The following is a 21,136-nucleotide window of genomic DNA, read 5'->3' as shown; positions in this document are numbered from 1 at the left end:
TCCGGCCGCATGCTGACCTCAAGCGCTTCGGGCGGCAGTTTTGCGAATAATTTCAGCGATCCCTCGGCGGAACCGGTGCTAAAGTACGCGCGTCGGCCGGGACCACAAAGCGCATGACGGACAGGCAATGCAGGCTCTCTTCATCGGACAGACCTATATCGACGTCGTCTTCATCACCGACCACATGCCGACCGGCGACGAGAAGCACGTGGCCTCGGACTACGCGGTCTCCTTCGGCGGCAACGCGGTGACGGCGGCATTCTGCTGCGCCAAGCTCGGCATCGTGCCGGATCTGATCGCCACCGCGGCCAATGACTGGCTGGGACGCATGTTCCAGGACATGTGCGCGAAATACGCGATCTCGCTGCACGGGCGGAAGGTGAACCAGTCCTCGCTCTCCTTCATCATGCCCAAGGACGGCAAGCGCGCCATCGTCCGCTGCCGTGACGACGAGCACATCCACCCCTTCCCGATGCTCAATCTCGGCGGCTGCCGCGCGCTGCATGTCGACGGCCATCAGCCGGACGCCGCGCTCCACTACGCCAAAGTCTGCCGCGAGGCCGGCATCCTGACCTCGCTCGACGGCGGCGGCCTGCGCACCAACACGCATGAGCTGTTGGAATTCATCGACGTCGCCATCGTCGCCGAGCGCCTGTGCGAGCAGATGGACCTGACGCCGGAGAAGATGCTCGACTATCTCAAGAGCCGCGGCTGCAAGATCGGCGGCGTCACCATGGGCGAGAAGGGCCTGCTCTGGTACGACGAAACCGGGACGGTGCAGGTGATGCCGGCGATGCCGATCCCGCGCGAGCGCGTGATCGACACCAACGGCGCCGGCGACGTCTTCCACGGCGCCTATGTCTATTCCTACCTCGCCCATCCCGGCAAAAGCTGGCGCGAGCATTTCGATTTCGCCCGCGCCGCGTCGACCTTCAAGATCCAGCGCCTCGGCAACGAGGCCGGCCTGCCGACCCTTGTGGACATCGCCAAGGTCAGGCACGAATTCGAGGTCAGGGTCTAGATTCGCGCGAGGTTCTCCATGGGGCGCGTCTTCGTCGCCGGCAGCATCAACATGGATGTCGTGGCGACCGCCGATCGCCACCCGCGCATCGGCGAGACCGTTGCGGGCCGGCAGGTGTTGTATTTCCCCGGCGGCAAGGGCGCCAACCAGGCGGTGGCGGCGTCGCGGCTCGGCGCAGGGACGACGTTGATCGGGCGGTTGGGGAAGGATGCGTTCGGCGCCGAGCTGAGGCAGTTTCTCGGCGATCAAGGCATCGATCTCGGCTACGTCCGGGACACGGCCGAGGCGCACACCGGCACGGCCATCATCACGGTGGCCAAATCCGACAACACCATCGTCGTCATCCCCGGCGCAAACGGCCTGGTCGGCGCCGATGACGTCCGCATCGTGCCGATGCTGAAAGGAGACGTCGCGGTCAGCCAGTTCGAGATTCCGCTGCCGACCATCGCCGCGTTCTTCCGGCGCGCGCGCGAGGCGGGTGCCGTGACCGTGCTCAACCCGGCGCCGGCGCAAGCGATGCCCGGCGAGCTGCTTGCGCTGGTCGATATCCTCGTGCTGAACGAGACCGAGCTCGGCTTCCTCGGAGGCGCGGAGCTCACGGACGCCGACGAGGCCGCGACGATCATCGCGGTCGCGCGAAAACTTCAGGCGCGCGCGGACCAGACCATTTGCGTCACGCTCGGCAAGCGCGGCGTGCTCGCGCTCGCCGGCGGCGAGGAGCTCGTCGTGCCCGGGCGGCCGGTGAAAGCGGTCGATACCACCGGCGCCGGCGACTGCTTCGTCGGCGCGCTCGCCGCGCAGCTGGCTGACGGCGTGCCATTGCGCGCCGCCCTCGCCTTCGCCAATGCCGCCGCCTCGATCAGCGTGCAGCGCATGGGCGCCGGACCGTCGATGCCGACGGCTGCGGAGGTTGCTACCGTTCTCGGCGCCGGTTGATCACGCCAGCGCGCTCTTCAGGTCGAAACTTTCGTCCGCGGCCTGCTCCGGCGTGATCGAGCGGTCCATGGCCTGCAGGCGGCGGCCGAACATGTGGTCGCCGGCGCGGTTGATGGACTCGATGCCGAGCAGTCTGTCGCCCTTGTAGCAGAACGCCGAAAACGCCTTCCTGGCGGGATCACCGCGCAGCACGACGCGGTCGTAGCCGGTGGTGAGGCCTGCGATCTGGAGCTTGTCGTCGCCCTGATCGCTCCAGAACCACGGATGGCCGTCATAAGGCTTCTTGTCGCCTGTCAGCCGTGCCGCGAGGCAGCGGGCGTGATCGGTGGCGTTCTGCACCGATTCCAGCCGCAGCGATCCGCCGAAGCGGGGGCTGGCAAACAGCGCGCAATCGCCGATCGCGGAAATATTGGGATCGGCGGTTGCAAGATATTCGTCGACGATGATGCCGGCAGCGACCGGCAGTCCGGCCTCCGCCGCAAGCTCGATGTTCGGCAGCACACCGACGCCGACCACGACGAGATCGGCCGGCAGATGTCGTCCGTCGCTCAGGGAGACGCCGGTGACCTTGCCGCCTTCGGCCTCGATGGAGGTTGCCTGCACGCCGAGATGGATGCGGATGCCGGCCTCGCGATGGCGCGCCTGGAAATACTCGGAGACCTCGGCCGTCACCGCACGCGCCATCACGCGCGGGGCGAGCTCGAGCACGTCGACCTCGAGACCCTTGATCCGCGCGGTGGCGGCGAATTCGAGGCCGATGAAACCGGCGCCGATGATCACCGCCCGCGTCTTCGACGGCATGATCTGGCGTAGCGCCTCGCTCTCGTCGAGGATGCGTAAATATTTCACGTCCGCCAGATTGGCGTTGGGCAGATCGAGCAGCCGGTTGCGCGCGCCCGTCGCCAGCACGAGATGGCCATAGGCAAGCGTCTCGCCCGAGGCGAGGAGCACGTTGCGCGCGGCGCGGTCGATCGACACCGCGCGCCCCGCGATCAGCTCGATCTTCTGGTCCTGGTAGAATTTTTCGGGCCGGAACATCAGGCTCTCGGGCCCGGCGGAGCCCTTGATGTAAGCCTTGGACAGCGGCGGCCGCTGATAGGGCAGATGCGCCTCGTCGTTGATGAGGCAGACGCGGCCTGCAAAGCCCGCCTGGCGTAGCGATGCCGCGACCTGGTAACCGCCATGACCGGCCCCGACGATGATCACCGGACCGTCGCTCATTGGACAGCCCATTTCCGGAAGACACGAGCGTGACCCATGTCGTCTCCTCTCTCGCTGATTTTGGTTGCTGACCTTACGAGGAGCCGGCGCTCGTGTCCGTCCCTTGGAAAAGGCATGCCCATTTGAGCCTATCGTTCTGTCCAGTGCAAGGGTGCACCGCGGGGATTGTCTCCCCTCGCCATCTGCGATTTAGTCGCGACTAACCACCTCATGCCGGGGATATCCAGGATGCCAGCACCAGTCTCCCAGCCCGATGATCCCGCCCTGCTGCGGATCGACGGCCCGATCGCGACCATCACGCTCAACCGTCCTGCCGCGTTCAACTCGGTCAACCTTGCGATTGCGCAAAAGCTCGAGCAGCTCGCGGCCGCTATCGAAGGCGACGACGCCATCAAGGTCCTGGTGATCGAAGGCGAAGGCCGTGCCTTCTCGGCCGGCGGCGATCTGCAGACGATCGGGGCGGCCGCCGAGGCCGGCACGGTGACCCCTGTGGTCGGCGAGCTGTTGAAGCACTATCATGCCTTCATCGAGATCATCAGGCGCATGCCGAAAATCTCGCTGTCAAGCGTGCACGGTTCGGCCGCCGGCGCCGGCATGGGCCTCGCTTTCGTCACCGATCTCTGCATCGCAGCCGACGATGCCAAGTTCACCCCGGCCTATGCCAAGATCGGGGTATCGCCGGATGGCGGCTCCACGGTCGGTATCGTCGGCACGGTCGGCTCGCGCCGCGCGCTGCAGATCTTCCTGGCCGAGGACAATTTTACCGCGCAGCAGGCCTATGAATGGGGTCTCGTCGCCAAGACCGTTCCCGCCGCCGAGCTGAAGGCCGCCACGCGACAGCTCGCCGAGCGGTTGGCGCAGAACCCGCCCGCTGCCATCGCCGGCACCAAGCAGCTGGTCTATCAGGCCGCGACCACGCCGGTGAAGCAGCAGCTCGATGCCGAGGAGCACAAGATCATCATGGCAATGAACACGGAGGACTTCCGCGTTGCCGTGAAGAAGTTCACGAGCAAGTCGAAGTGACGCCCGCGCGCAGCTTCGTCGGCCTTCGTCACGGCGCCACCGACTGGAATCGCGAAGGGCTGTTCCAGGGCCGGACCGACAACCCGCTGAACGAGGACGGCCTGCGGCAAGCGCACGAGGCAGCCGACATGCTGCGCGGCGTCGGCATCAGCCGCATCGTCGCAAGCCCCCTTATGCGCGCGGCACAAACCGCCGAGATCATCGCGGCGGCGATCTCGGTGCCGCTCGAGATTGACGATCGCATCATCGAATTCGATTTCGGCAGCCTCGAGGGCCTCCCCGTTCGCGACGTCATGATCAAGCACGGCGTCACATCAGCGACGGGCCTCGTGTCGATCCTGACGGGCGACGGCGAAAGCTGGGACGCCATGGCCGGACGGTCGCTGGCTTGTGTCTCGGCGTGGCTGGAACGTCATCCCGACGACGACCTGCTGTTCGTCTGCCACGACGCGGTGATGCAGGCGATGGCGAACGCGCTGTCCGGCAGCTATTTCAAGAACAGCCACGCCACCCCGTTCCGCTATCTGCGCGACGCCGGACAATGGCGCGTCGAGCAGGTCGCTATTGCGGACAGATATAGCCCGTCCCTGCCGGCGACTTGAAGCATCCGACCGACTCCGGCAGCACGTGCCGCGGCAGCCACAGCACCACGCTCGGGAAATAGATCGCAAACGCGATCGTGCCGAGGAACACCAGGTAGATCGGCAAGGCCGCGCGCAGCGCCTTGGCAAAACTGACGCCGACGAATTTCGACGCCATCAGCAGCACCAGGCCGTAAGGCGGCGTGATCAGGCCGAAGGCGAGCGTTGCGATCAGCACGACGCCCATGTGCACGGCGTTGATGTCGCCGGCTTCTGTCAGTGCGTTGACCAGCGGCATGAAGATGATGATGGTCGGCACCGGCTCGATGAAGTCGCCGACCACGGTGAACAGCAGCACCATCAGCAGCATGATCAGGTGCGGGTCGTTACCGGCGATCGACGTGATCAACTCGGCGATGTAGGTCGCGCCGCGCAAATAAGCGAGCATCCAGCCGAAGGCGTTGGCCGCGCCGATCGTGATCAGCGGCAGCGAGAAGATCAGACCGGCGAGACAGAAATCGTAAGGGATCTTCCTGATATGCCCGCGGTTGAGCGCAGGGATGACGACGAGGACGATCCAGACCACGGCGACGACACCGGCCTCCGTCGGCGTGAACCAGCCGGTCAGGATGCCCCCTAACAGGATGACGGGGATCATCAGCGGCAGGGCCGCATCGCCGGCGGCAAAGACCACCTGCCGCAGCGGGGCGCGCGGCTTGCGCAGGCCCGACGGACCGAAGAAGTAGCAATAGATCATCAGGCCGAAACCGATCATCAGGCCCGGCACCACGCCTGCCATGAACAGGCCGGCGATCGAGACGTTGCCGACGGCGCCATAGACCACGGCGGTGATGCTCGGCGGCACCAGCGCGGCGATGGTCGAGGCCGAGGCGATGATCGCGGCGATGAAGGCGGGCTCATAGCCCTCGCGCTTCATCGGGCCGCCCAGCGCCCGGCTCATCACGGCGACGTCGGCCGTGGTCGAGCCAGACATTTCCGAGAAGAACATGCTGAAAACGACGACGACCTGCGACAGCCCGCCCCTGATGTGCCCGACCAGCGAGACCGAGAGGTTGGCTATTCGCACCACCACATTGGCCGAGCTCATGAGCTCGCCGACCAGGAGGAAAAACGGGATCGCCAGCAACGCCTCGGAATCGACGCCGTCAAAGATCTTCTGGATGATGGCGGCGAGCGACACGTCGGACAGCAGCGCGCCGATGAAGACGCCGGCCATCAGCGAGAACGGCACAGGCACGCCAAGGTATCCGAACGACAGGAAGCAGATCGTCATCAGTGCCAGGACAATGGGTGCGCTCACGGCTGCACCCTCATCTGCGCATCGGTGACGACGGGCGTTCCATCCTCCTCGGGCGGCTCGGGATGATCGAAGCCGTTGCGAAGACCATTGACGAGCTGCTCGATGGTGAACAGGCCAATCAGCACACCCGACAATGGAATGATCGCATAGAGCGAGGCGATCGGCGTGCCCGACGGCAGGCGGAAGCTGCCGAAACCGCGGAGATAATTCTGGTAGCCGTACCAGACGAGGCAGAAGGCAACGCCGAGCACGACGATGCGGATGATGACTTCGACGACCAGTCGCGAGGTGCCGTGCATCGCCTCGGAGATCGCGGTGAGATAGAGGTGGTCGTTGCGCCGCGTCGCGGCCGCCGTTCCGATGAAGATCGCGTAGATGAACAGCGTCGAGGTCACTTCCTGGAGCCACAGCCAGGGATGGCCGATGGTGCGGGTGACGATGTCGGCGGTCACCGACAACGAGAAGCCGAAGCACAGCACGCCGCACAGGATCATCAGCGCAAGCTCGAGCCAGTCGAGCCAGCGCCATTTCAGGTGGCGCTGGCGTTGAACGAGCAGTTTGTCGGCGATGGCCATTGTTGTCCCCGGCTGCGGCTTTCCGTCATGGCCGGGCTTGTCCCGGCCATCCACGCACTTTGGCGCGGGCTGGAAGGAAGAACGTGGATGCCCGGGACAAGCCCGGGCATGACGACCTTGCTGGAACTAATTAATCGACCGGATCAGATCCTTGACCTTCTCGGCGTGCGGGCCGAGCTCCTTGGCGAGCTTGTCGAGATAGGGATCGGCGACTGCCGCAAAGCTCTTCTTGTCGACGTTGTCGACGATCTTCACGCCCATCTTCTTCAGCTTCTCAGCCGCGGTGCGCTCGAGCTCGAACGCCTTCGCCGGCTCCTTGGTGCTGATCTCGTTGGCCGCGGTCTGCACCCACCCCTTCTGCTCGGCGGAGAGGCTCTGCCAGAGCTTGTCGGAGATGAACACCAGCGCGTTGTTGGCTTCGTGCTCGGTGATGTTCAGGACCGGCGCCACCTCGTAATGCTTGTTGACGAGGTAGACATTGATGCTGTTCTCGGCCACGTCGACGACGCCGGTTTGCAGGCTGGTGTAGACGCTGCCGAACGGCATGTGCACGGTCTGGGCGCCATAGGCCGGAAACATGGTGTCCTCGGTCGCGGTCGCCTGCACACGGACCTTCGCGCCCTTGATGTCGCCGACGTTATGGATCTCCTTCCTGGAGTACATGTGACGCACGCCCTGCGAGCCCGTCGCGATCACGTGCAGGCCCTGCGTGGTCTCGTCGATCATGGTCCTGAGCGCCTCGAAGACACGGGGATCGGCCAGCCCCTTGACCACGTGTTTTTCGTCGCGGAACAGATAGTGCAGCGACATCACGCCCGCCTGCGGCGAGATCGTCGCCGTGTTGGCGGAGGAGATGATCGAGAATTCGACGTCCCCGGCCTTCACGAGCTGGAGCACTTGCGGCTCCTGCCCGAGCTGCGCGCCGGGGTATTGGTCGATGATCATGGTGCCTTTGCTCAATTCCTTGAGCTTCTCGGCAAACAGGTCACCCGCAATGGAATAACCGGTATTGCGCGGCTGGTCGTAGGCGAAGCGATAATGCTTCACCTCCTGTGCCCCGGCTCCGGTGACGAAAAGCATAGCGGCCACGGCCGCCAACCCATTCAAGAATCTTGGCATGGATCGCGCAATCATCGTTTCCCCCTGTCTTATCGCCCGCCGCTTTGAGCGGTCTGAGCGTTGGTCGTTCGGTCAGCTCGTCTCTGTCTTCCCAGTCCTCTGCATGAAGTCGAAGTCGCAGCCCTCGTCGGCCTGCATGATGGTTTCGTTGAACAGCCAGGCGTAGCCGCGCCGTGCTTCCTCCGGTGCTGCGGCCGGCTTCAACGCGGCGCGGCGGCGCTCCAGCTCGGCCGCATCGACCAGAAGCTCGATGCTGCGCTTGGCCACATCCAGGCTGATCATGTCGCCGTTCTGCACCAGCGCCAGCGGCCCGCCCACGGCGGATTCCGGAGTGATGTGCAGCACGATGGTGCCGAACGCGGTGCCGCTCATGCGCGCGTCGGAAATGCGCACCATGTCCTTGGTGCCGCCGCGCGCGAGCTTCTTCGGGATCGGCAGATAGCCCGCCTCGGGCATGCCGGGCGCCCCCTTTGGGCCGGCATTGCGCAGCACCAGCACGTCGTCGGAGTTCACGTCGAGTTCGGGGTCGTCGACCCGCAAGGTCATGTCCTCGACGGATTCGAACACGACCGCGCGCCCGGTATGCTTCAAGAGCTTGGGGCTCGCGGCCGACTGCTTGATGACGGCGCCGCGCGGCGCGAGATTGCCGTGCAGGACGGCGAGGCCGCCTTCCTTCTTGATCGGATTGTCGCGCGAACGGATCGCGTCCTGGCCGGGCACGTCTTCCGCATTGGCGACGACGTCGCGCAGCGTCTGGCCCGAGATCGTCTTGGCGTCGAGATCGACGAGGTCGCCGAGCTGCGCCAGCAGCTTCGGCACGCCGCCGGCGTGGTGGAAATGCTCCATGTAATGCTCGCCGGACGGCTTGAGGTCGACCAGCACCGGCACCTCGCGGCCGATCTGGTCGAACTTTTCGAGATCGAGCCGATGCGGCGAGCGATGCGCCATCGCGGTCAAGTGGATCAGGCCGTTGGTCGAGCCGCCGATCGCCTGCAACACCACTTGCGCGTTCTTGAAGGACGCCGGCGACAGCAGCTCGCTCGGCTTCGGCCCCTTGGCCTTGGCCATCTCGGCGGCGACCTTGCCGCTGGCCTCCGCAAGCCGGAAGCGCTCGGCATGCGGTGCCGGGATCGTCGCGCTCATCGGCAGCGCCAGGCCCATGGCTTCGATCATGCAGGCCATGGTCGAGGCCGTGCCCATCACCATGCAGGTGCCGACCGACGGCGCAAGGCGGCCGTTGACCGCCTCGATCTCGGCGTCGTCCATCTCGCCGGCGCGGTACTTGCCCCAGAGACGGCGGCAATCGGTGCAGGCGCCCAGCACCTCGCCCTTGTGATGGCCGACCACCATCGGGCCGACGGGAATGACCACGGTCGGCAGATCGGCGCTGATCGCGGCCATCACCTGCGCCGGAAGCGTCTTGTCGCAGCCGCCGATCACGATCACCGAATCCATCGGCTGGGCCCGGATCATCTCCTCGGTGTCCATCGCCATCAGATTGCGCAGATACATCGAGGTCGGATGCGCAAAGCTCTCGGCGATCGAGATGGTCGGGAACACGAACGGCATCGCACCGGAGAGCATCACCCCGCGCTTGGCGGCTTCGATGATCTGCGGAACGTTGCCGTGGCAGGGATTGTAGTCGCTATACGTGTTGGTGATGCCGACGATCGGGCGCTCCAGCGCGTCGTCGGAATAGCCCATGGCCTTGATGAACGCTTTGCGCAGGAACAGCGAGAAGCCGGCATCGCCATAGCTCGTCAGACCCTTGCGCAACCCACTCGTCATCATGCCACTCCTGCGGTTGCCATTGTGGTACAGCCCGCCCCTCGATTGTCAATAAGCCTGGTCCATATTGTCGAATTTTCCGCCAAATCGTACCCTCCTTGGCGTGAATTATTGACAATCTGTCCCTTCCCTGCTCCACAGTGCGAGCCGGCCAGACGCCGGGAGACTGAGGGCATGTCCGACATTCGCTCCACAGACAGCATGCCGATCCGGCTCGACGATCCGGACGACGTCGTCGCGCGGCTGGAGGAGGACATCATCTTTGGCCGCCTCGCGCCCGCCGCGCGCCTGACTGAAGACGCGCTGATGTCGCGTTACGGGACCTCCCGCCACTTCGTACGGCAGGCCTTGGTGGACGCCGAACGCCGCGGCATCGTCCGCCGCGAGAAGAATGTCGGCGCCACCGTGCGGTTCTACTCGGCCGAGGAGGTCCGGCAGATCTACGAGGTCCGGGAGATGCTGACCCGGCAGGCCGCGCTGATGATCGCCCTGCCCGCAGCGCAAAGCCTGATCGACGAAATCTCATCATTGCAACGGCAATATTGCGCGAAGGCCGACTTGCGGGATCTCCGCGGCATCCACGAAGCCAACGACGCCTTCCACCTCGCGCTGTTCTCGGCTTGCGGCAATCCCTATCTGGTGCGCTCGCTGCAGGACTACATGAACCTGACCTTGCCGATGCGCGCCAAGAATCTCGCCGATCGCGAGGGCTTGGCGCAGTCGCGGCGCCAGCATGAGATGATGATCGAGCTGCTGAAAGGCCGTGACAGCTGGGCATTGGCGCAGCTGTGCGTGGATCACATGCAGTTCAGCAAGAGGGATTATCTGGCGCGGGTTGCGGGGGAGGATCGCTAGCAATAAGCCAACAAAGCGAGGCCACTCGCCTCATCTCGGTTGCGCGAGGTTGCCCTGCCGGTAAGCGGCCCTCCTTTCTTCGCACGTAGAATATCGCGGAAAGGCCTTGTTCCATCTAGTAAATCTCGCCAAAATGCAACCCCGAGTGGACAGTACCGATTTCTTGCACCCCAACCCTCTATGGAAAAATGCAACACTTCGATTTTACAGAAATTTGTGACGGGCGCTCGCCCCACCCAGAAAGTGAAGGTGGCTTCTTCCCGTTAGAGGGGAAAGACGCGTTCGAGATAGCGTATGCCAACACGGAAAAAATCATTAACTGCTCGGCCTTCCGAAGAATGCAAGGCAAGACGCAAGTCTATCCATTTCCCACGACGGACGCCGTCCGCAATCGCCTCACTCACTCGATCGAGGTCGCGCACATTGGCCAGACTATTGCGACCAAGGTGTTTGCCCCGATAAATTGTGAGGAAACGATAAAGCGGGCGGCGCAGCAAATCGTCAACAACGGATGCTTACTGCATGATATTGGAAATCCTCCCTTTGGACACGGAGGAGAAGAAGCGATCCGCGAGTTCTTCCGTGCGGCCGACTCAATCAAGATAGTGAAAGACGCCTTCTGTAACGTAGACCTGAAGAACGACTTTCTTTTGTTCGACGGTAACGCTCAGGGTTTTCGTATCGCCACCACATTGAACGGAAGAAAATACGATGGAGGATTGCGTCTGGGCGCAGCGACCTTGTGCGCCATGGTAAAATATCCTTATGGGAGCTCAGAGGAAGGTGGCAAGCCAGGAAAATTCGGCTTCATGAATTCCGAAAGCGAGTACTTTAGGACAGTATTCGGGACTTGCGGACTAACGGATGGAAAGGGAGTGCTGCATCGGAGCCCGCTCTCACTGATCGTCGAAGCGGCAGACGATATTGCTTATCTGACGGCTGATCTACAAGATGCCTACATCTACGGCGACATCGATTTCAAATTCGCCTTGGGAGAGCTCGCCCTCCTCGCTCAGTCCGACCGCCCCTTCGCGGAAGCCAAGGACCGAGGCGATACGATCTCCGAGTTTCGATCTTTGGCCGTGAACAAGATGATCACGTTGGCGTCGGAACGGCTTTACAATGAAGTGTTCAAGAACAAATCAGTCGTGGACCGCTTCAAACCATTTTCGTTCTGGAGCACTGAAGCGGCCCAAGGCGTTGAGGCCAGCGAAGATCGAATCCGCGCAAAAAGCAATGAGAGCATTTATCGCGGCCGCCGAAAGGTGACACTGCAGGTTGCCGGAGGGCGAATAATAAAGTTCGTTCTTGAAATGCAGATTCGTGCGCTGAACGATCTTTATATTTATCTGCTGGGCAACAGGACAACAGTAGACCTGATGCCCGCTCACATAGAAAACCAGTTGGATGGACCTCCAACGCTGGAGAAGCTAGCGAAGCATCTACTCGACAATCTGGAGCGCGGCATCAGAAGTAGAGAGTCAGTCCAAGTCATCTTGAGAATGCCGACAGAAACTCAAGGACAGATGATGAGGCTATTCGTCGAGGCCTGCCAAGCCCCTCAATTTGTGGCGTCCAGCAAGATCCCCTGCGAAGCCGGCGCGCAGCCTGCCGACGAACAAACTGCAACGGATGAGCAACTTGCTTACGGACTCATTCAACTAGCGGTCGATTTCGTTTCTGGAACGACGGATCGTTACCTTAGTAACTACAGCAAAGATTGGGCTGGTCCGTCACTAACTTGACAAGGGGAGCAGGGCTCCCCTTGTAGAATAGTTGCTTATTCGGCTGCTTCCTTCGCGGCGGATTCAAAGAGCCAGCGAGCCGCCATCTCCGCGATCGCCAGTTCGACCATACGGCTTTCTTCACCACTACTCACGCCGCGGAATACTCGCCCTGCGCCTATCTCAATACAATGCCGTAGAGGAGCATCTGGTTGTTGCTGATGATAGTCGCGACTGTAGTCAGCTATTTGAGCCATCACTTGGCTGATATGCCGATCGGCCTCAGCCTCTGGGTCACGCTGAACGTGCACATGTGTTGACATGACATCTCCAAGTAGTACGACTCATGGCTGGAACATAACAGGAACAATTCGCTCTGTCGAGCTACTTTTACCTGAGCTGCGCGCCGCCAAGGACAGCTGTGACAAAGCTATCAACACTCTTTTGAGGGTGTGCACAACTCGCGCGACTACTGATTGCATAACTCGGCAGTACGCCGCCGTACGCAGACTATGAATCGTGATTCGTCAAAGGCATCTTAACCGATGATAGTTCCTGGCGTCATTCTGGATCATCTCCCGCCCTAATTCTCTCAAAGAGGACGTGCGGACATCGTTCCGTGCGCCGACAACGGCGATCATCATGCCAAAAGCCCCCCTCTTCTCACGAGCCAAGCTCGTCGCAGGACTGCATCTGCCTCCGTCCACGCTTCGGCGGAGAAGATTGAGGTGGCAGAACCCACCTGCGCGTAAGCGGCACCTTGAATTTCCGCGTAGACAGATTGGCCTGATAAAGGGCTGTTCCGTACCCCCAAGCAGACCGCTATCCGCACTGGCACCGCCATAATCGGCAGGCGCCTTTCGATCCCCGATCAAATGCCCCCAAGACGCGCTCCGCGCTCTCGATCCTTGGCCAACCAAATTGGACACTTCGAGGTGAAACTTGCTCGGATGTGAGCTGTCACCAGGCCTTGATCGCAGAGCAGGCATCGATCACTGCCATCGCCGCGTAAGTATCCGCCTTCGCAATGCGGTACTAACATTCGAGAAGACCGCGAAAACGGACATTCGCGATGCAATAGCGAATAACCTGCCGAGCGCGACCAGCAGAAATTGGCGAATAGGAAAGACCGAGCTTTTTTGCTGTCCTGAAAGCTGTGGACACGGTCAAAACCGTGAGGGAGAACGCGGCATCGAGCCAATTTCAGGATGCCGCAAAATGGAATTTGATGATGTCATTCTCGGCCGGCGAAGCATTCGCGGCTACAAGCCCGACCCCGTCCCGCAGGAATTGATCAAGGAAATCCTGGCGCTGGCCATGCGCGCGCCGTCGTCGATGAATACCCAACCGTGGAATTTCTATGTCGTCACCGGGGCACCGCTGGATCGTATCCGTCAGGGCAATACCGAGCGCAATCGGGCGGGCGTGCCGCATTCACGGGAGTTTCGAACCGGCCAGGCGTTCGAAGGCGTGCATCGCGAACGCCAGATTGGCGTTGCCAAGCAGTTGTTCAGCGCGATGGGAATTGCGCGAGACGACAAGCAGAAGCGGCAAGATTGGGTCCTTCGCGGTTTTCGCCAGTTCGACGCGCCCGTGTGCGTGATCATCACGTACGATCGTAAGTTGGCTTCGAGTGACGACACGGCCTTCGACTGCGGCGCCGTGGCGACCGCGCTCGTCAACGCGGCCTGGTCGCGGGGGCTTGGCGCCGTGATCAACAGCCAGGGCATCATGCAATCCCCCGTCGTGCGCGAGCATGCCGGAATTGCGGATGATCAAGTGATCATGAAAAGCATCGCGTTAGGCTGGCCGGATGACAGCTTTCCTGCCAATGCCGTCATCACCGAGCGCAAGTCGGTCGATGAAGCGACGACGTTCGTGGGATTTGCGAGCGGGGCCTAGCCTGATCTCACGTTGCACCGGCTGTCAGGCGATTCCTGCCGAGGTCCGGCGACGTGTCATTGTGAGCGAAGCCATCCAGACTGCCGCTCCAGAGAGATTCTGGATCGCTTCGCTGCGCTCGCAATGACACTCCCGTCGCGGATTACCGCTTCTTCCAGTCGATGATCCGGCCCGGATCGGCATCGTACTCCATGCTGCAGAACGCGCCGCCCTGAAAATAGTCGCCGACCGGATCCGGCTTCAGCTTGGCCTGCTCGGCCATCGCGTGCTCGCGAAAATCTTCGGCACGGCCGGTGGGGCGATAGCCGAATTCGTAGGCGCGATGGTTGTCCCACCAGGCGCGCTCGTTGAAAGAGGCGCCGTAGAACACTTCGAAATGGATATCGGGATGCTCTAACCCGATGCGGCAGAGCTGGACGAGGTCGTCGGGCTTGAGCCAGATCGAGAGCCGGCGCTGGTCGAGCGGCATGTCGCCGAAATTGCCGATGCGCAGGCACGTGACCTTCAGCCCATGCTTGTCGGCATAGAGCGCGCCGACGGCCTCGCCGAACACCTTGCTGACGCCATAACGCCCATCGGGGCGCGGCGTGACGTCGGTTCCGATCTTGTGGTGGCGCGGATAGAAGCCGACGGCGTGGTTCGAGGAGGCGAACACCACGCGCTTGACGCCCTTGCGGTAGGCGGCCTCGAACAGATTGTAGCCGCCGATGATGTTGGCCTGCAGGATCTGGTCCCAGGTGCCTTCGACCGAATAGCCGCCGAAATGGACGATGCCGTCGACGCCCTCGCAGATCGCCTCGCATTGCGCGAGATCGGCGAGGTCCGCCGCCTTGAATTTCTCGTTCGCGCCGAGATCCGCCGGCGGCTTGATGTCGGAGAGCACGAGATCCGGATAGATCGGCGGCAACAGCTTTCGCAGGCTCGTTCCGATTCCGCCCGAAGCCCCCGTCATCAAGATACGCGGCATGTTGTCCCTCGCCGTTGGTGACCGATTTGCGGTCACGTGTCTCTAATGATAGCAGCATTGTCCAGAGGGAACGAAACGAGAGAACCGACATGAATGAGGCATCGTCCCACTCCGGGGATCTCCGCCAAGGCTGGCGGCCGGCGACCTATTACCCTGATCCTGCGATCAAGGCACTCGATCCCCGCTTCGAAAAATACTGGCTGAAACTGTCGGCGGTGGAGCGGCTCGCGACCGGCCTGCGCTGGGCTGAGGGTCCGGTGTGGTTCGGCGACGGGCGCTATCTCCTCTGCAGCGACATCCCGAACCAGCGCATCCTCAAATGGGAGGAGGAGACCGGCGCGGTCAGCGTGTTCCGCAAGCCTTCCAATTTTGCCAACGGCAATACGCGCGACCGGCAGGGACGGCTCGTCACCTGCGAACATGGCGGGCGGCGCGTGACCCGCACGGAGTATGACGGCAGCATCACCGTGCTGATGGATCAATTCAACGGCAAGCGGCTGAACTCACCGAACGATGTCGTTGTTAAATCGGACGGCTCGATCTGGTTCACCGATCCGACCTTCGGCCTGCTCGGCAACTATGAGGGCTACAAGGCGGAGCCCGAGATCGACATGAACGTCTACAGACTCGACCCGGAGACCCGCAAGGCCACCGTCGTCGCCGAGGGTGTGCTCGGGCCGAACGGGCTCGCCTTCTCACCGGATGAGAAAATCCTCTACCTCATCGAATCCCGCGGCGTGCCCACCCGCAAAATTCTCGCCTATGACGTGTCCCCGTCCGGCGACAAGCTTTCGAACAAGCGCGTCTTCGTCGATGCCGGGCCCGGCACGCCGGACGGTTTCCGCGTCGACATCGACGGCAATCTGTGGTGCGGCTGGGGCATGGGCGATCCCGAGCTCGACGGCGTCGTGGTGTTCGCGCCCGACGGCGTCATGATCGGCCGCATCGCGCTGCCCGAGCGCTGCGCCAATGTCTGCTTCGGTGGCCTCAAGCGCAACCGCCTGTTCATGGCGGCGAGCCAGTCGATCTACGCGCTTTATGTGAACACGCAGGGGGCAGTGGGGGGATAGTTTCTCCGCTCGTCATTCCGGGGCGTCGCGAGAGCGACGAGCCCGGAATCCATTTGTCCACCTTACTCCGTTGCACGATGGATTCCGGGCTCGCGCCGAAGATGGCGCGCCCCGGAATGACGACGGAGCAAAACAAAAAAAGCCGGAGCGGTTGCCCGCTCCGGCGTCGTATTCGTTCACGCGCTGACGCTTACGCCGCGTTGAAGCCCGCAACCGCCTTCACTTCGAGGAAATCCTCGAGGCCGAACTTGCCCCACTCGCGGCCGTTGCCGGACTGCTTGTAGCCGCCGAACGGCGCGGTGCGGTCGTTGGGCACGCCCTGCAGGTTGACGTTGCCGGCGCGGATCTGGCGGCCGACGCGCTTGGCGTCCTCGACCGTCGGGCCGTAGACGTAGCCCGCGAGGCCGTAGGGCGTGTCGTTGGCAATCTTCACCGCATCGGCTTCGTCCTTGGCGCCGATGATGGTCAGCACCGGTCCGAAGATCTCTTCGCGCGCGATCGTCATGTCGGGCGTGACGTCGGCGAAGATGGTCGGACGGACGTAGAAGCCCTTGTTGACGCCTTCGGGCAGGCCCGGGCCGCCGGCGACGAGCGTTGCGCCCTCGTCGATACCCTTCTTGATGAGGCCCTGGATCTTGTCCCACTGGCCGCGGTTGACCACGGGGCCGATGGTGGTGCCTTCGGCGCGGGGATCGCCGGCCTTGGTCTTGTCGGCGACGGCCTTCGCGATCGCGGCGACGTCCTTCATCTTGGACAACGGCACGATCATGCGCGAGGGCGCGTTGCAGGACTGGCCGGAGTTGTTGAACATGTGCATCACGCCGCCGGTCACCGCCTTGGTGAGGTCGGCGCCTTCGAGGATGACGTTCGGCGACTTGCCACCGAGCTCCTGGCTGACGCGCTTGACGGTCGGCGCGGCGCGCTTGGCGACGTCGATGCCGGCGCGGGTCGAGCCGGTGAAGGAGATCATGTCGATATCGGGGTGCTCGCTCATGGCGGCGCCGACCTCGGGGCCGAGGCCGTTGACGAGGTTGAACACGCCCTTCGGCACGCCGGCTTCATGGAGGATTTCCGCGAAGATCAGCGCCGAGGTCGGGGTGAACTCGCTGGGCTTCAGGATCATGGTGCAGCCGGCGGCGAGCGCGGGCGCGACCTTGCAGGCGATCTGGTTGAGCGGCCAGTTCCAGGGCGTGATCATGCCGACCACGCCGATCGGCTCGCGCAGCACCATGGCGGTGCCGACCGGTTCCTCGAAATGATAGTTCTTGAGCACGTCGAGCGTGGTCATGAGATGGCCGAGGCCGGCGCCGGCCTGGAGCTTCTCCGCCATCGGCAGCGGGGCGCCCATTTCGTCGGAGACGGCCGCGCCGATCTCCTTGAGGCGCCCCTTATAGACCTCGATGACCTTGGTGAGCAGCGCGACGCGCTCCTCGCGGCTGGTCTGAGAGAAGGTGGCGAAGGCGCGCTTGGCGGCGGCAACCGCCTTGTCCACGTCGGCCTTGGAGCCCAGAGCAACCTCGTACATCGCCTCTTCCGTCGCGGGATTGACGACCGGAGTGGACTTCTTGACGACGGGATCGACCCAGGCGCCGTCGATGTAGAATTGCATGCGATTGACCATCGTTAACCTCTTCTTGGGGGCATGGTGGGGGCGTTTCGGCAGGCATCCTTGCACGAAAGCGCCGGCAATTGAACCCGCCATATGCGGGGCCAGCGTTGCGGCGGACGGAGGCTATATGAGCCGATGGCGGGAACGTGGCAAGGTTGTCGCAGCCGTCATTCCGGGGCGATGCGAAGCATCGAACCCGGAATCTCGAGATTCCGGGTTCGCGCTAACGCGCGCCCCGGAATGACGGACCGGTTACCTCGCCTACACCGCCATCTTCCGATGCAGCACCGGCGCGCCGGTGGTGAGGCTTTCGGCCGCATCGATGATCGCGTTGGCGTCGATGCCGTAGTGCCGATAAAGGTCGGCGATGCTGCCGGTCTGGCCGAACTGCTCGACGCCGAGCGCCTCGACGCGATGGCCGCGGACGCTGCCGAGCCAGCCGAGCGCGGACGGGTGGCCGTCGATCACGGTGACAAGGCCGCAGTCGCGCGGCAGCGGCGCCAGCAGTTTCTCGATGTGGCTGAGGTGCTGCACGCCGCGGCGGTCGCGCCGCAATTTCCGTGCGGCGGTCCAGCCGGCGTGGAGGCGGTCCGCCGACGTGATCGCGAGCAGGCCGATGTCGCGGCGGCTCTCGCCGATGAAGCCGGTGGCCTCGATCGCCTCGGGCGCGACCGCGCCGGTATAGGCGATCACGAGCTCGGCATTCGGCCCCGGCTTGCGCAGCCAGTAGGCGCCGTCGGTGATGCCCTGCTGCAGCTCAGGTGTCATGATCCGCTGCGCCTGCTCGATGCTGCGCGTGGAGAGCCGCAAATAGACCGAGCCGCCCTCGCCCGGATCGCGCTGCATGTGCTCAAAGCCCCAGCCCATGATCACGGCGAGCTCGTCGACGAAGGCCGGCTCGAACGAGGCGAGCCCGTCCTGGGCCATGCCGATCAAGGGCGTGGCGATCGACTGGTGTGCCCCGCCTTCGGGCGCGAGCGTGATGCCCGACGGCGTCGCCGCCACCATGAAGCGCGCATCCTGGTAGCAGGCATAGTTCAGCGCATCGAGGCCGCGCTCGATGAAGGGATCGTAGAGCGTGCCGACCGGCAGAAGCCGTTCGCCGTTGATCTGGTGCGACAGGCCAAGCGCCGAGAGCATGATGAACAGGTTCATCTCGGCGATGCCGAGCTCGAGGTGCTGGCCTTTGGGCGAAGCGTCCCAATTGTAGGTGGAGGGAATTTTCTCGCTGCGGAATAAGTCCGCCTTCTCGGCACGCGCGAACAGGCCGCGGCGGTTCACCCAGGGACCGAGATTGGTGGAGACGGTGACATCGGGCGAGGTCGTGACGATGCGCTTTGCCAGCTCGCTGTCGCCGCGCGCGATCTCGTTCAGCACGAGGCCAAAGCCCTGCTGGGTCGACATCTGCGGCGACGGCTTGAAGGCGAGCTGGGCGGGCACTTCGACCACGGGCGCGGTCAGGCGGCGGCCGTCCTGATTGAAGGGCACGCGCGCGAGGAACGCGTCGAGCTCGGCGGCGAATTGCGGCAAGCCCTCGTACTTGTCCCATTCGTGGCCGGGCCGGATGTTCTGGCTGTCGCGATACTTCTCCATCTGCGCGACCGTCATCAGGCCGGCGTGGTTGTCCTTGTGGCCCTGGAACGGCAGGCCGACGCCCTTGATGGTATAGGCGATGAAGCAGACCGGACGATCGTGGTCGATGGATTCGAAGGCCTCCAGCATGCTCGCCATGTCGTGGCCGCCGAGATTCGACATCAGCGCCAGCAGCTCCTCGTCACTGCGCTTGTCGATCAGTTTCGTGATCGGACCCTGGTCGCCGATCTCGTCATGCAGGTGCTTGCGGAAGGCGGCGCCGCCCTGGAAGCACAGCGCCGCATAAAGCGCGTTCGGGCAATTGTCGATCCAGCGCTTCAAGGCTTCACCGCCGGGTTCAGCAAAGGCCTCGCGCATCAGGCGGCCGTACTTCACGATGACGACGTCCCAGCCGAAATTGCGGAACATGGTCTCGAATTTTTCCCACAGACCCTCGCGCACGACGGCGTCGAGCGACTGGCGGTTATAGTCGACCACCCACCAGGTGTTGCGCAGGCCGTGCTTCCAGCCTTCGGCGAGCGCCTCCCAGATATTGCCTTCGTCCATCTCGGCATCGCCGACCAGCGCGATCATCCGCCCCTCGCGGCGGTCCTTCGCCCAGCCATGCGCCTTGACGTAGTCCTGCACCAGCGAGGAGAACAGCGTCTGCGCGACGCCGAGACCAACCGAGCCGGTGGAGAAGTCGACGTCGTCGACGTCCTTGGTGCGCGAGGGATAGGACTGCGCGCCCTTGAAGCCGCGAAAATTCTCCAGCTTCTCGCGGCTCTGCCGGCCGAACAGATACTGGATGGCGTGGAACACCGGGCTCGCATGCGGCTTCACCGCGACGCGGTCCTCGGGGCGCAGCACGTGGAAGTACAGCGCCGACATGATGGTCGCCAGCGAGGCGGAGGAGGCCTGGTGGCCGCCGACCTTCAGCCCATCCGCATTGGCGCGAATGTGGTTGGCGTGGTGGATGGTCCAGGACGACAGCCACAGCGCCTTGCGGCTGAGCGCGGTCAATGTGTCGAGGCGGGCGGTATCGACGGGCATGGCAATGCTCCCGGAAATCAGGTGGGGCGATGATACGCCTGCGGGAGGCGCCAAATTTCTCAATTTTTCGCGCCATACCCGGCGATATTGGGATATTTTACCAATGGATTGCCCCCATGACAGGTTTCATCCCAATGCCCGAGCTCGACGCCATCGACCGCAAGATCCTCAGCTACCTCCAGGCCGACAGCCGGCTGACCATGCAGGAACTCGCCGACAAGGTTGGGCTGTCGGTCTCGCCCTGCCACCGCAGGGTCAAGCTATTGGAGGAGCGCGGCGTCATCTCGCGCTACATCGCGACCGTCGACCAGAAGGCGCTGGGCCTGCATGTCAGCGTCTTCATCTCGATCAAGCTGGCGCGGCAGAAGGAGGAGGATCTCAATCGCTTCGCCCGCGCGATCTCGAAATGGGACGAGGTCCTGGAGTGCTATCTGATGACCGGCAACCGCGACTATCTCCTGCGCGTCGTTGCGGCCGACCTCGCCTCCTACGAGACGTTTCTCAAGACCAAGCTGACCCGCCTCGACGGCATCGCCTCGATCGAGTCCAGCTTTGCGCTGAGCCAGGTGAAGTATTCGATCGCGCTGCCGGTGTGAACGGACACGAGACCAGTGTTCATCGATAGACATAGCTATTCATTCTCGCGGCTTATTCGCCCGAGCTTTGCTTCGTTGGGCCCCCCCAATTGAAAGAGGGCGCAGGGAAGACCGGGCGCCGGCTGGCACCCGCGGTCCACTGTGCGAATCCTGCGTAACAAGAAGCTGCACAGCGGCATACAGGTGTAGCCAGGACATCCCGG

General features: G+C 63.2%; 18 protein-coding genes. 9 read left to right on the top strand and 9 right to left on the bottom strand.

Annotated elements, in window-relative coordinates; genetic code table 11:
* The first annotated feature begins 127 nt into the window (after nucleotides 1-127).
* Together UNPF46_RS25910 and rbsK are read left to right on the top strand one after the other, a co-directional pair.
* Nucleotides 128-1,021 (top strand): sugar kinase, encoded by an 894-nt coding sequence (locus UNPF46_RS25910; protein WP_100180775.1) that lies wholly within the window; start codon nucleotides 128-130, stop codon nucleotides 1,019-1,021.
* A gap of 18 nt (nucleotides 1,022-1,039) precedes the next feature.
* The gene (rbsK, locus tag UNPF46_RS25905; protein WP_142251882.1) at nucleotides 1,040-1,957 is read left to right on the top strand and encodes a ribokinase; all 918 of its coding nucleotides are present in this window, start codon (nucleotides 1,040-1,042) and stop codon (nucleotides 1,955-1,957) included.
* Here rbsK and UNPF46_RS25900 read toward each other — a convergent pair whose 3' ends face one another.
* The gene (locus UNPF46_RS25900; protein ID WP_100180773.1) at nucleotides 1,958-3,178 is read right to left on the bottom strand and encodes an NAD(P)/FAD-dependent oxidoreductase; all 1,221 of its coding nucleotides are present in this window, start codon (nucleotides 3,176-3,178) and stop codon (nucleotides 1,958-1,960) included.
* A gap of 228 nt (nucleotides 3,179-3,406) precedes the next feature.
* Here UNPF46_RS25900 and UNPF46_RS25895 point away from each other — a divergent pair, with 228 nt between their 5' ends.
* Both UNPF46_RS25895 and UNPF46_RS25890 read left to right on the top strand, forming a co-directional pair.
* Nucleotides 3,407-4,201, top strand: coding sequence for an enoyl-CoA hydratase/isomerase family protein (locus tag UNPF46_RS25895; RefSeq protein ID WP_142251881.1), 795 nt, complete (start codon nucleotides 3,407-3,409; stop codon nucleotides 4,199-4,201).
* Nucleotides 4,198-4,803: a histidine phosphatase family protein gene (locus tag UNPF46_RS25890; protein WP_100180771.1), complete on the top strand. Its 606-nt coding sequence runs from the start codon at nucleotides 4,198-4,200 to the stop codon at nucleotides 4,801-4,803. Before UNPF46_RS25895 ends, UNPF46_RS25890 begins: the two co-directional genes overlap by 4 nt.
* Here the strand turns inward: UNPF46_RS25890 and UNPF46_RS25885 are convergent.
* The 4 genes from UNPF46_RS25885 to UNPF46_RS25870 form a co-directional block, all read right to left on the bottom strand.
* Nucleotides 4,763-6,103 carry a TRAP transporter large permease gene (locus UNPF46_RS25885; RefSeq protein WP_100180770.1) on the bottom strand — a complete coding sequence of 447 codons (1,341 nt, stop codon included), beginning with the start codon at nucleotides 6,101-6,103 and terminating at the stop codon, nucleotides 4,763-4,765. The genes UNPF46_RS25890 and UNPF46_RS25885 overlap by 41 nt on opposite strands.
* The gene (locus UNPF46_RS25880) at nucleotides 6,100-6,678 is read right to left on the bottom strand and encodes a TRAP transporter small permease (protein WP_100180769.1); all 579 of its coding nucleotides are present in this window, start codon (nucleotides 6,676-6,678) and stop codon (nucleotides 6,100-6,102) included. The genes UNPF46_RS25885 and UNPF46_RS25880 overlap by 4 nt, the downstream gene beginning before the upstream one ends.
* Before the next feature lie 126 nt (nucleotides 6,679-6,804).
* Nucleotides 6,805-7,812 carry a TRAP transporter substrate-binding protein gene (locus UNPF46_RS25875; protein WP_100180768.1) on the bottom strand — a complete coding sequence of 336 codons (1,008 nt, stop codon included), beginning with the start codon at nucleotides 7,810-7,812 and terminating at the stop codon, nucleotides 6,805-6,807.
* A 57-nt stretch (nucleotides 7,813-7,869) separates the two neighbouring features.
* Complete coding sequence (locus UNPF46_RS25870; protein WP_174719257.1) at nucleotides 7,870-9,585, bottom strand: IlvD/Edd family dehydratase; 1,716 nt, start codon at nucleotides 9,583-9,585, stop codon at nucleotides 7,870-7,872.
* Nucleotides 9,586-9,759: 174 nt separating this feature from the next.
* On the opposite strand from UNPF46_RS25870, the gene UNPF46_RS25865 reads away from it, so the two are divergent.
* On the top strand, nucleotides 9,760-10,440 hold the full coding sequence (locus tag UNPF46_RS25865; protein WP_100180766.1) for a GntR family transcriptional regulator: 681 nt from the start codon (nucleotides 9,760-9,762) through the stop codon (nucleotides 10,438-10,440).
* 188 nt (nucleotides 10,441-10,628) lie between these two features.
* The gene (locus tag UNPF46_RS25860; RefSeq protein ID WP_100180765.1) at nucleotides 10,629-12,185 is read left to right on the top strand and encodes a deoxyguanosinetriphosphate triphosphohydrolase family protein; all 1,557 of its coding nucleotides are present in this window, start codon (nucleotides 10,629-10,631) and stop codon (nucleotides 12,183-12,185) included.
* Nucleotides 12,186-12,220: 35 nt separating this feature from the next.
* On the opposite strand, the gene UNPF46_RS25855 is transcribed toward UNPF46_RS25860, so the two are convergent.
* Complete coding sequence (locus UNPF46_RS25855) at nucleotides 12,221-12,487, bottom strand: hypothetical protein (RefSeq protein WP_142251880.1); 267 nt, start codon at nucleotides 12,485-12,487, stop codon at nucleotides 12,221-12,223.
* A gap of 895 nt (nucleotides 12,488-13,382) precedes the next feature.
* Between UNPF46_RS25855 and UNPF46_RS25850 the strand changes: the two genes are divergently transcribed.
* A complete protein-coding gene (locus UNPF46_RS25850) occupies nucleotides 13,383-14,066 on the top strand; it encodes a nitroreductase (protein WP_100180764.1) in 684 nt (227 codons plus the stop codon).
* 142 nt (nucleotides 14,067-14,208) lie between these two features.
* On the opposite strand, the gene UNPF46_RS25845 is transcribed toward UNPF46_RS25850, so the two are convergent.
* Complete coding sequence (locus UNPF46_RS25845) at nucleotides 14,209-15,033, bottom strand: NAD-dependent epimerase/dehydratase family protein (protein ID WP_142251879.1); 825 nt, start codon at nucleotides 15,031-15,033, stop codon at nucleotides 14,209-14,211.
* Nucleotides 15,034-15,122: 89 nt separating this feature from the next.
* On the opposite strand from UNPF46_RS25845, the gene UNPF46_RS25840 reads away from it, so the two are divergent.
* A complete protein-coding gene (locus tag UNPF46_RS25840; protein ID WP_142251878.1) occupies nucleotides 15,123-16,103 on the top strand; it encodes an SMP-30/gluconolactonase/LRE family protein in 981 nt (326 codons plus the stop codon).
* 190 nt (nucleotides 16,104-16,293) lie between these two features.
* Here the strand turns inward: UNPF46_RS25840 and UNPF46_RS25835 are convergent, their stop codons facing one another.
* Both UNPF46_RS25835 and UNPF46_RS25830 read right to left on the bottom strand, forming a co-directional pair.
* Entirely contained in the window at nucleotides 16,294-17,724 is a 1,431-nt protein-coding gene (locus tag UNPF46_RS25835; RefSeq protein WP_142251877.1) for an aldehyde dehydrogenase family protein, read from the bottom strand.
* Nucleotides 17,725-17,973: 249 nt separating this feature from the next.
* Nucleotides 17,974-20,337: a thiamine pyrophosphate-binding protein gene (locus UNPF46_RS25830; protein ID WP_142251876.1), complete on the bottom strand. Its 2,364-nt coding sequence runs from the start codon at nucleotides 20,335-20,337 to the stop codon at nucleotides 17,974-17,976.
* Between the two features lie 134 nt (nucleotides 20,338-20,471).
* Here UNPF46_RS25830 and UNPF46_RS25825 point away from each other — a divergent pair, with 134 nt between their 5' ends.
* Nucleotides 20,472-20,933, top strand: coding sequence for an Lrp/AsnC family transcriptional regulator (locus tag UNPF46_RS25825; protein ID WP_100180759.1), 462 nt, complete (start codon nucleotides 20,472-20,474; stop codon nucleotides 20,931-20,933).
* Nucleotides 20,934-21,136 lie beyond the last annotated feature (203 nt).

Source organism: Bradyrhizobium sp. UNPF46, assembly GCF_006658625.1.
GTDB lineage: Bacteria > Pseudomonadota > Alphaproteobacteria > Rhizobiales > Xanthobacteraceae > Bradyrhizobium > Bradyrhizobium nitroreducens.
The sequence above is the reverse complement of the archived record's forward strand: the minus strand, read 5'-3'. Positions and strand labels throughout refer to the sequence as shown.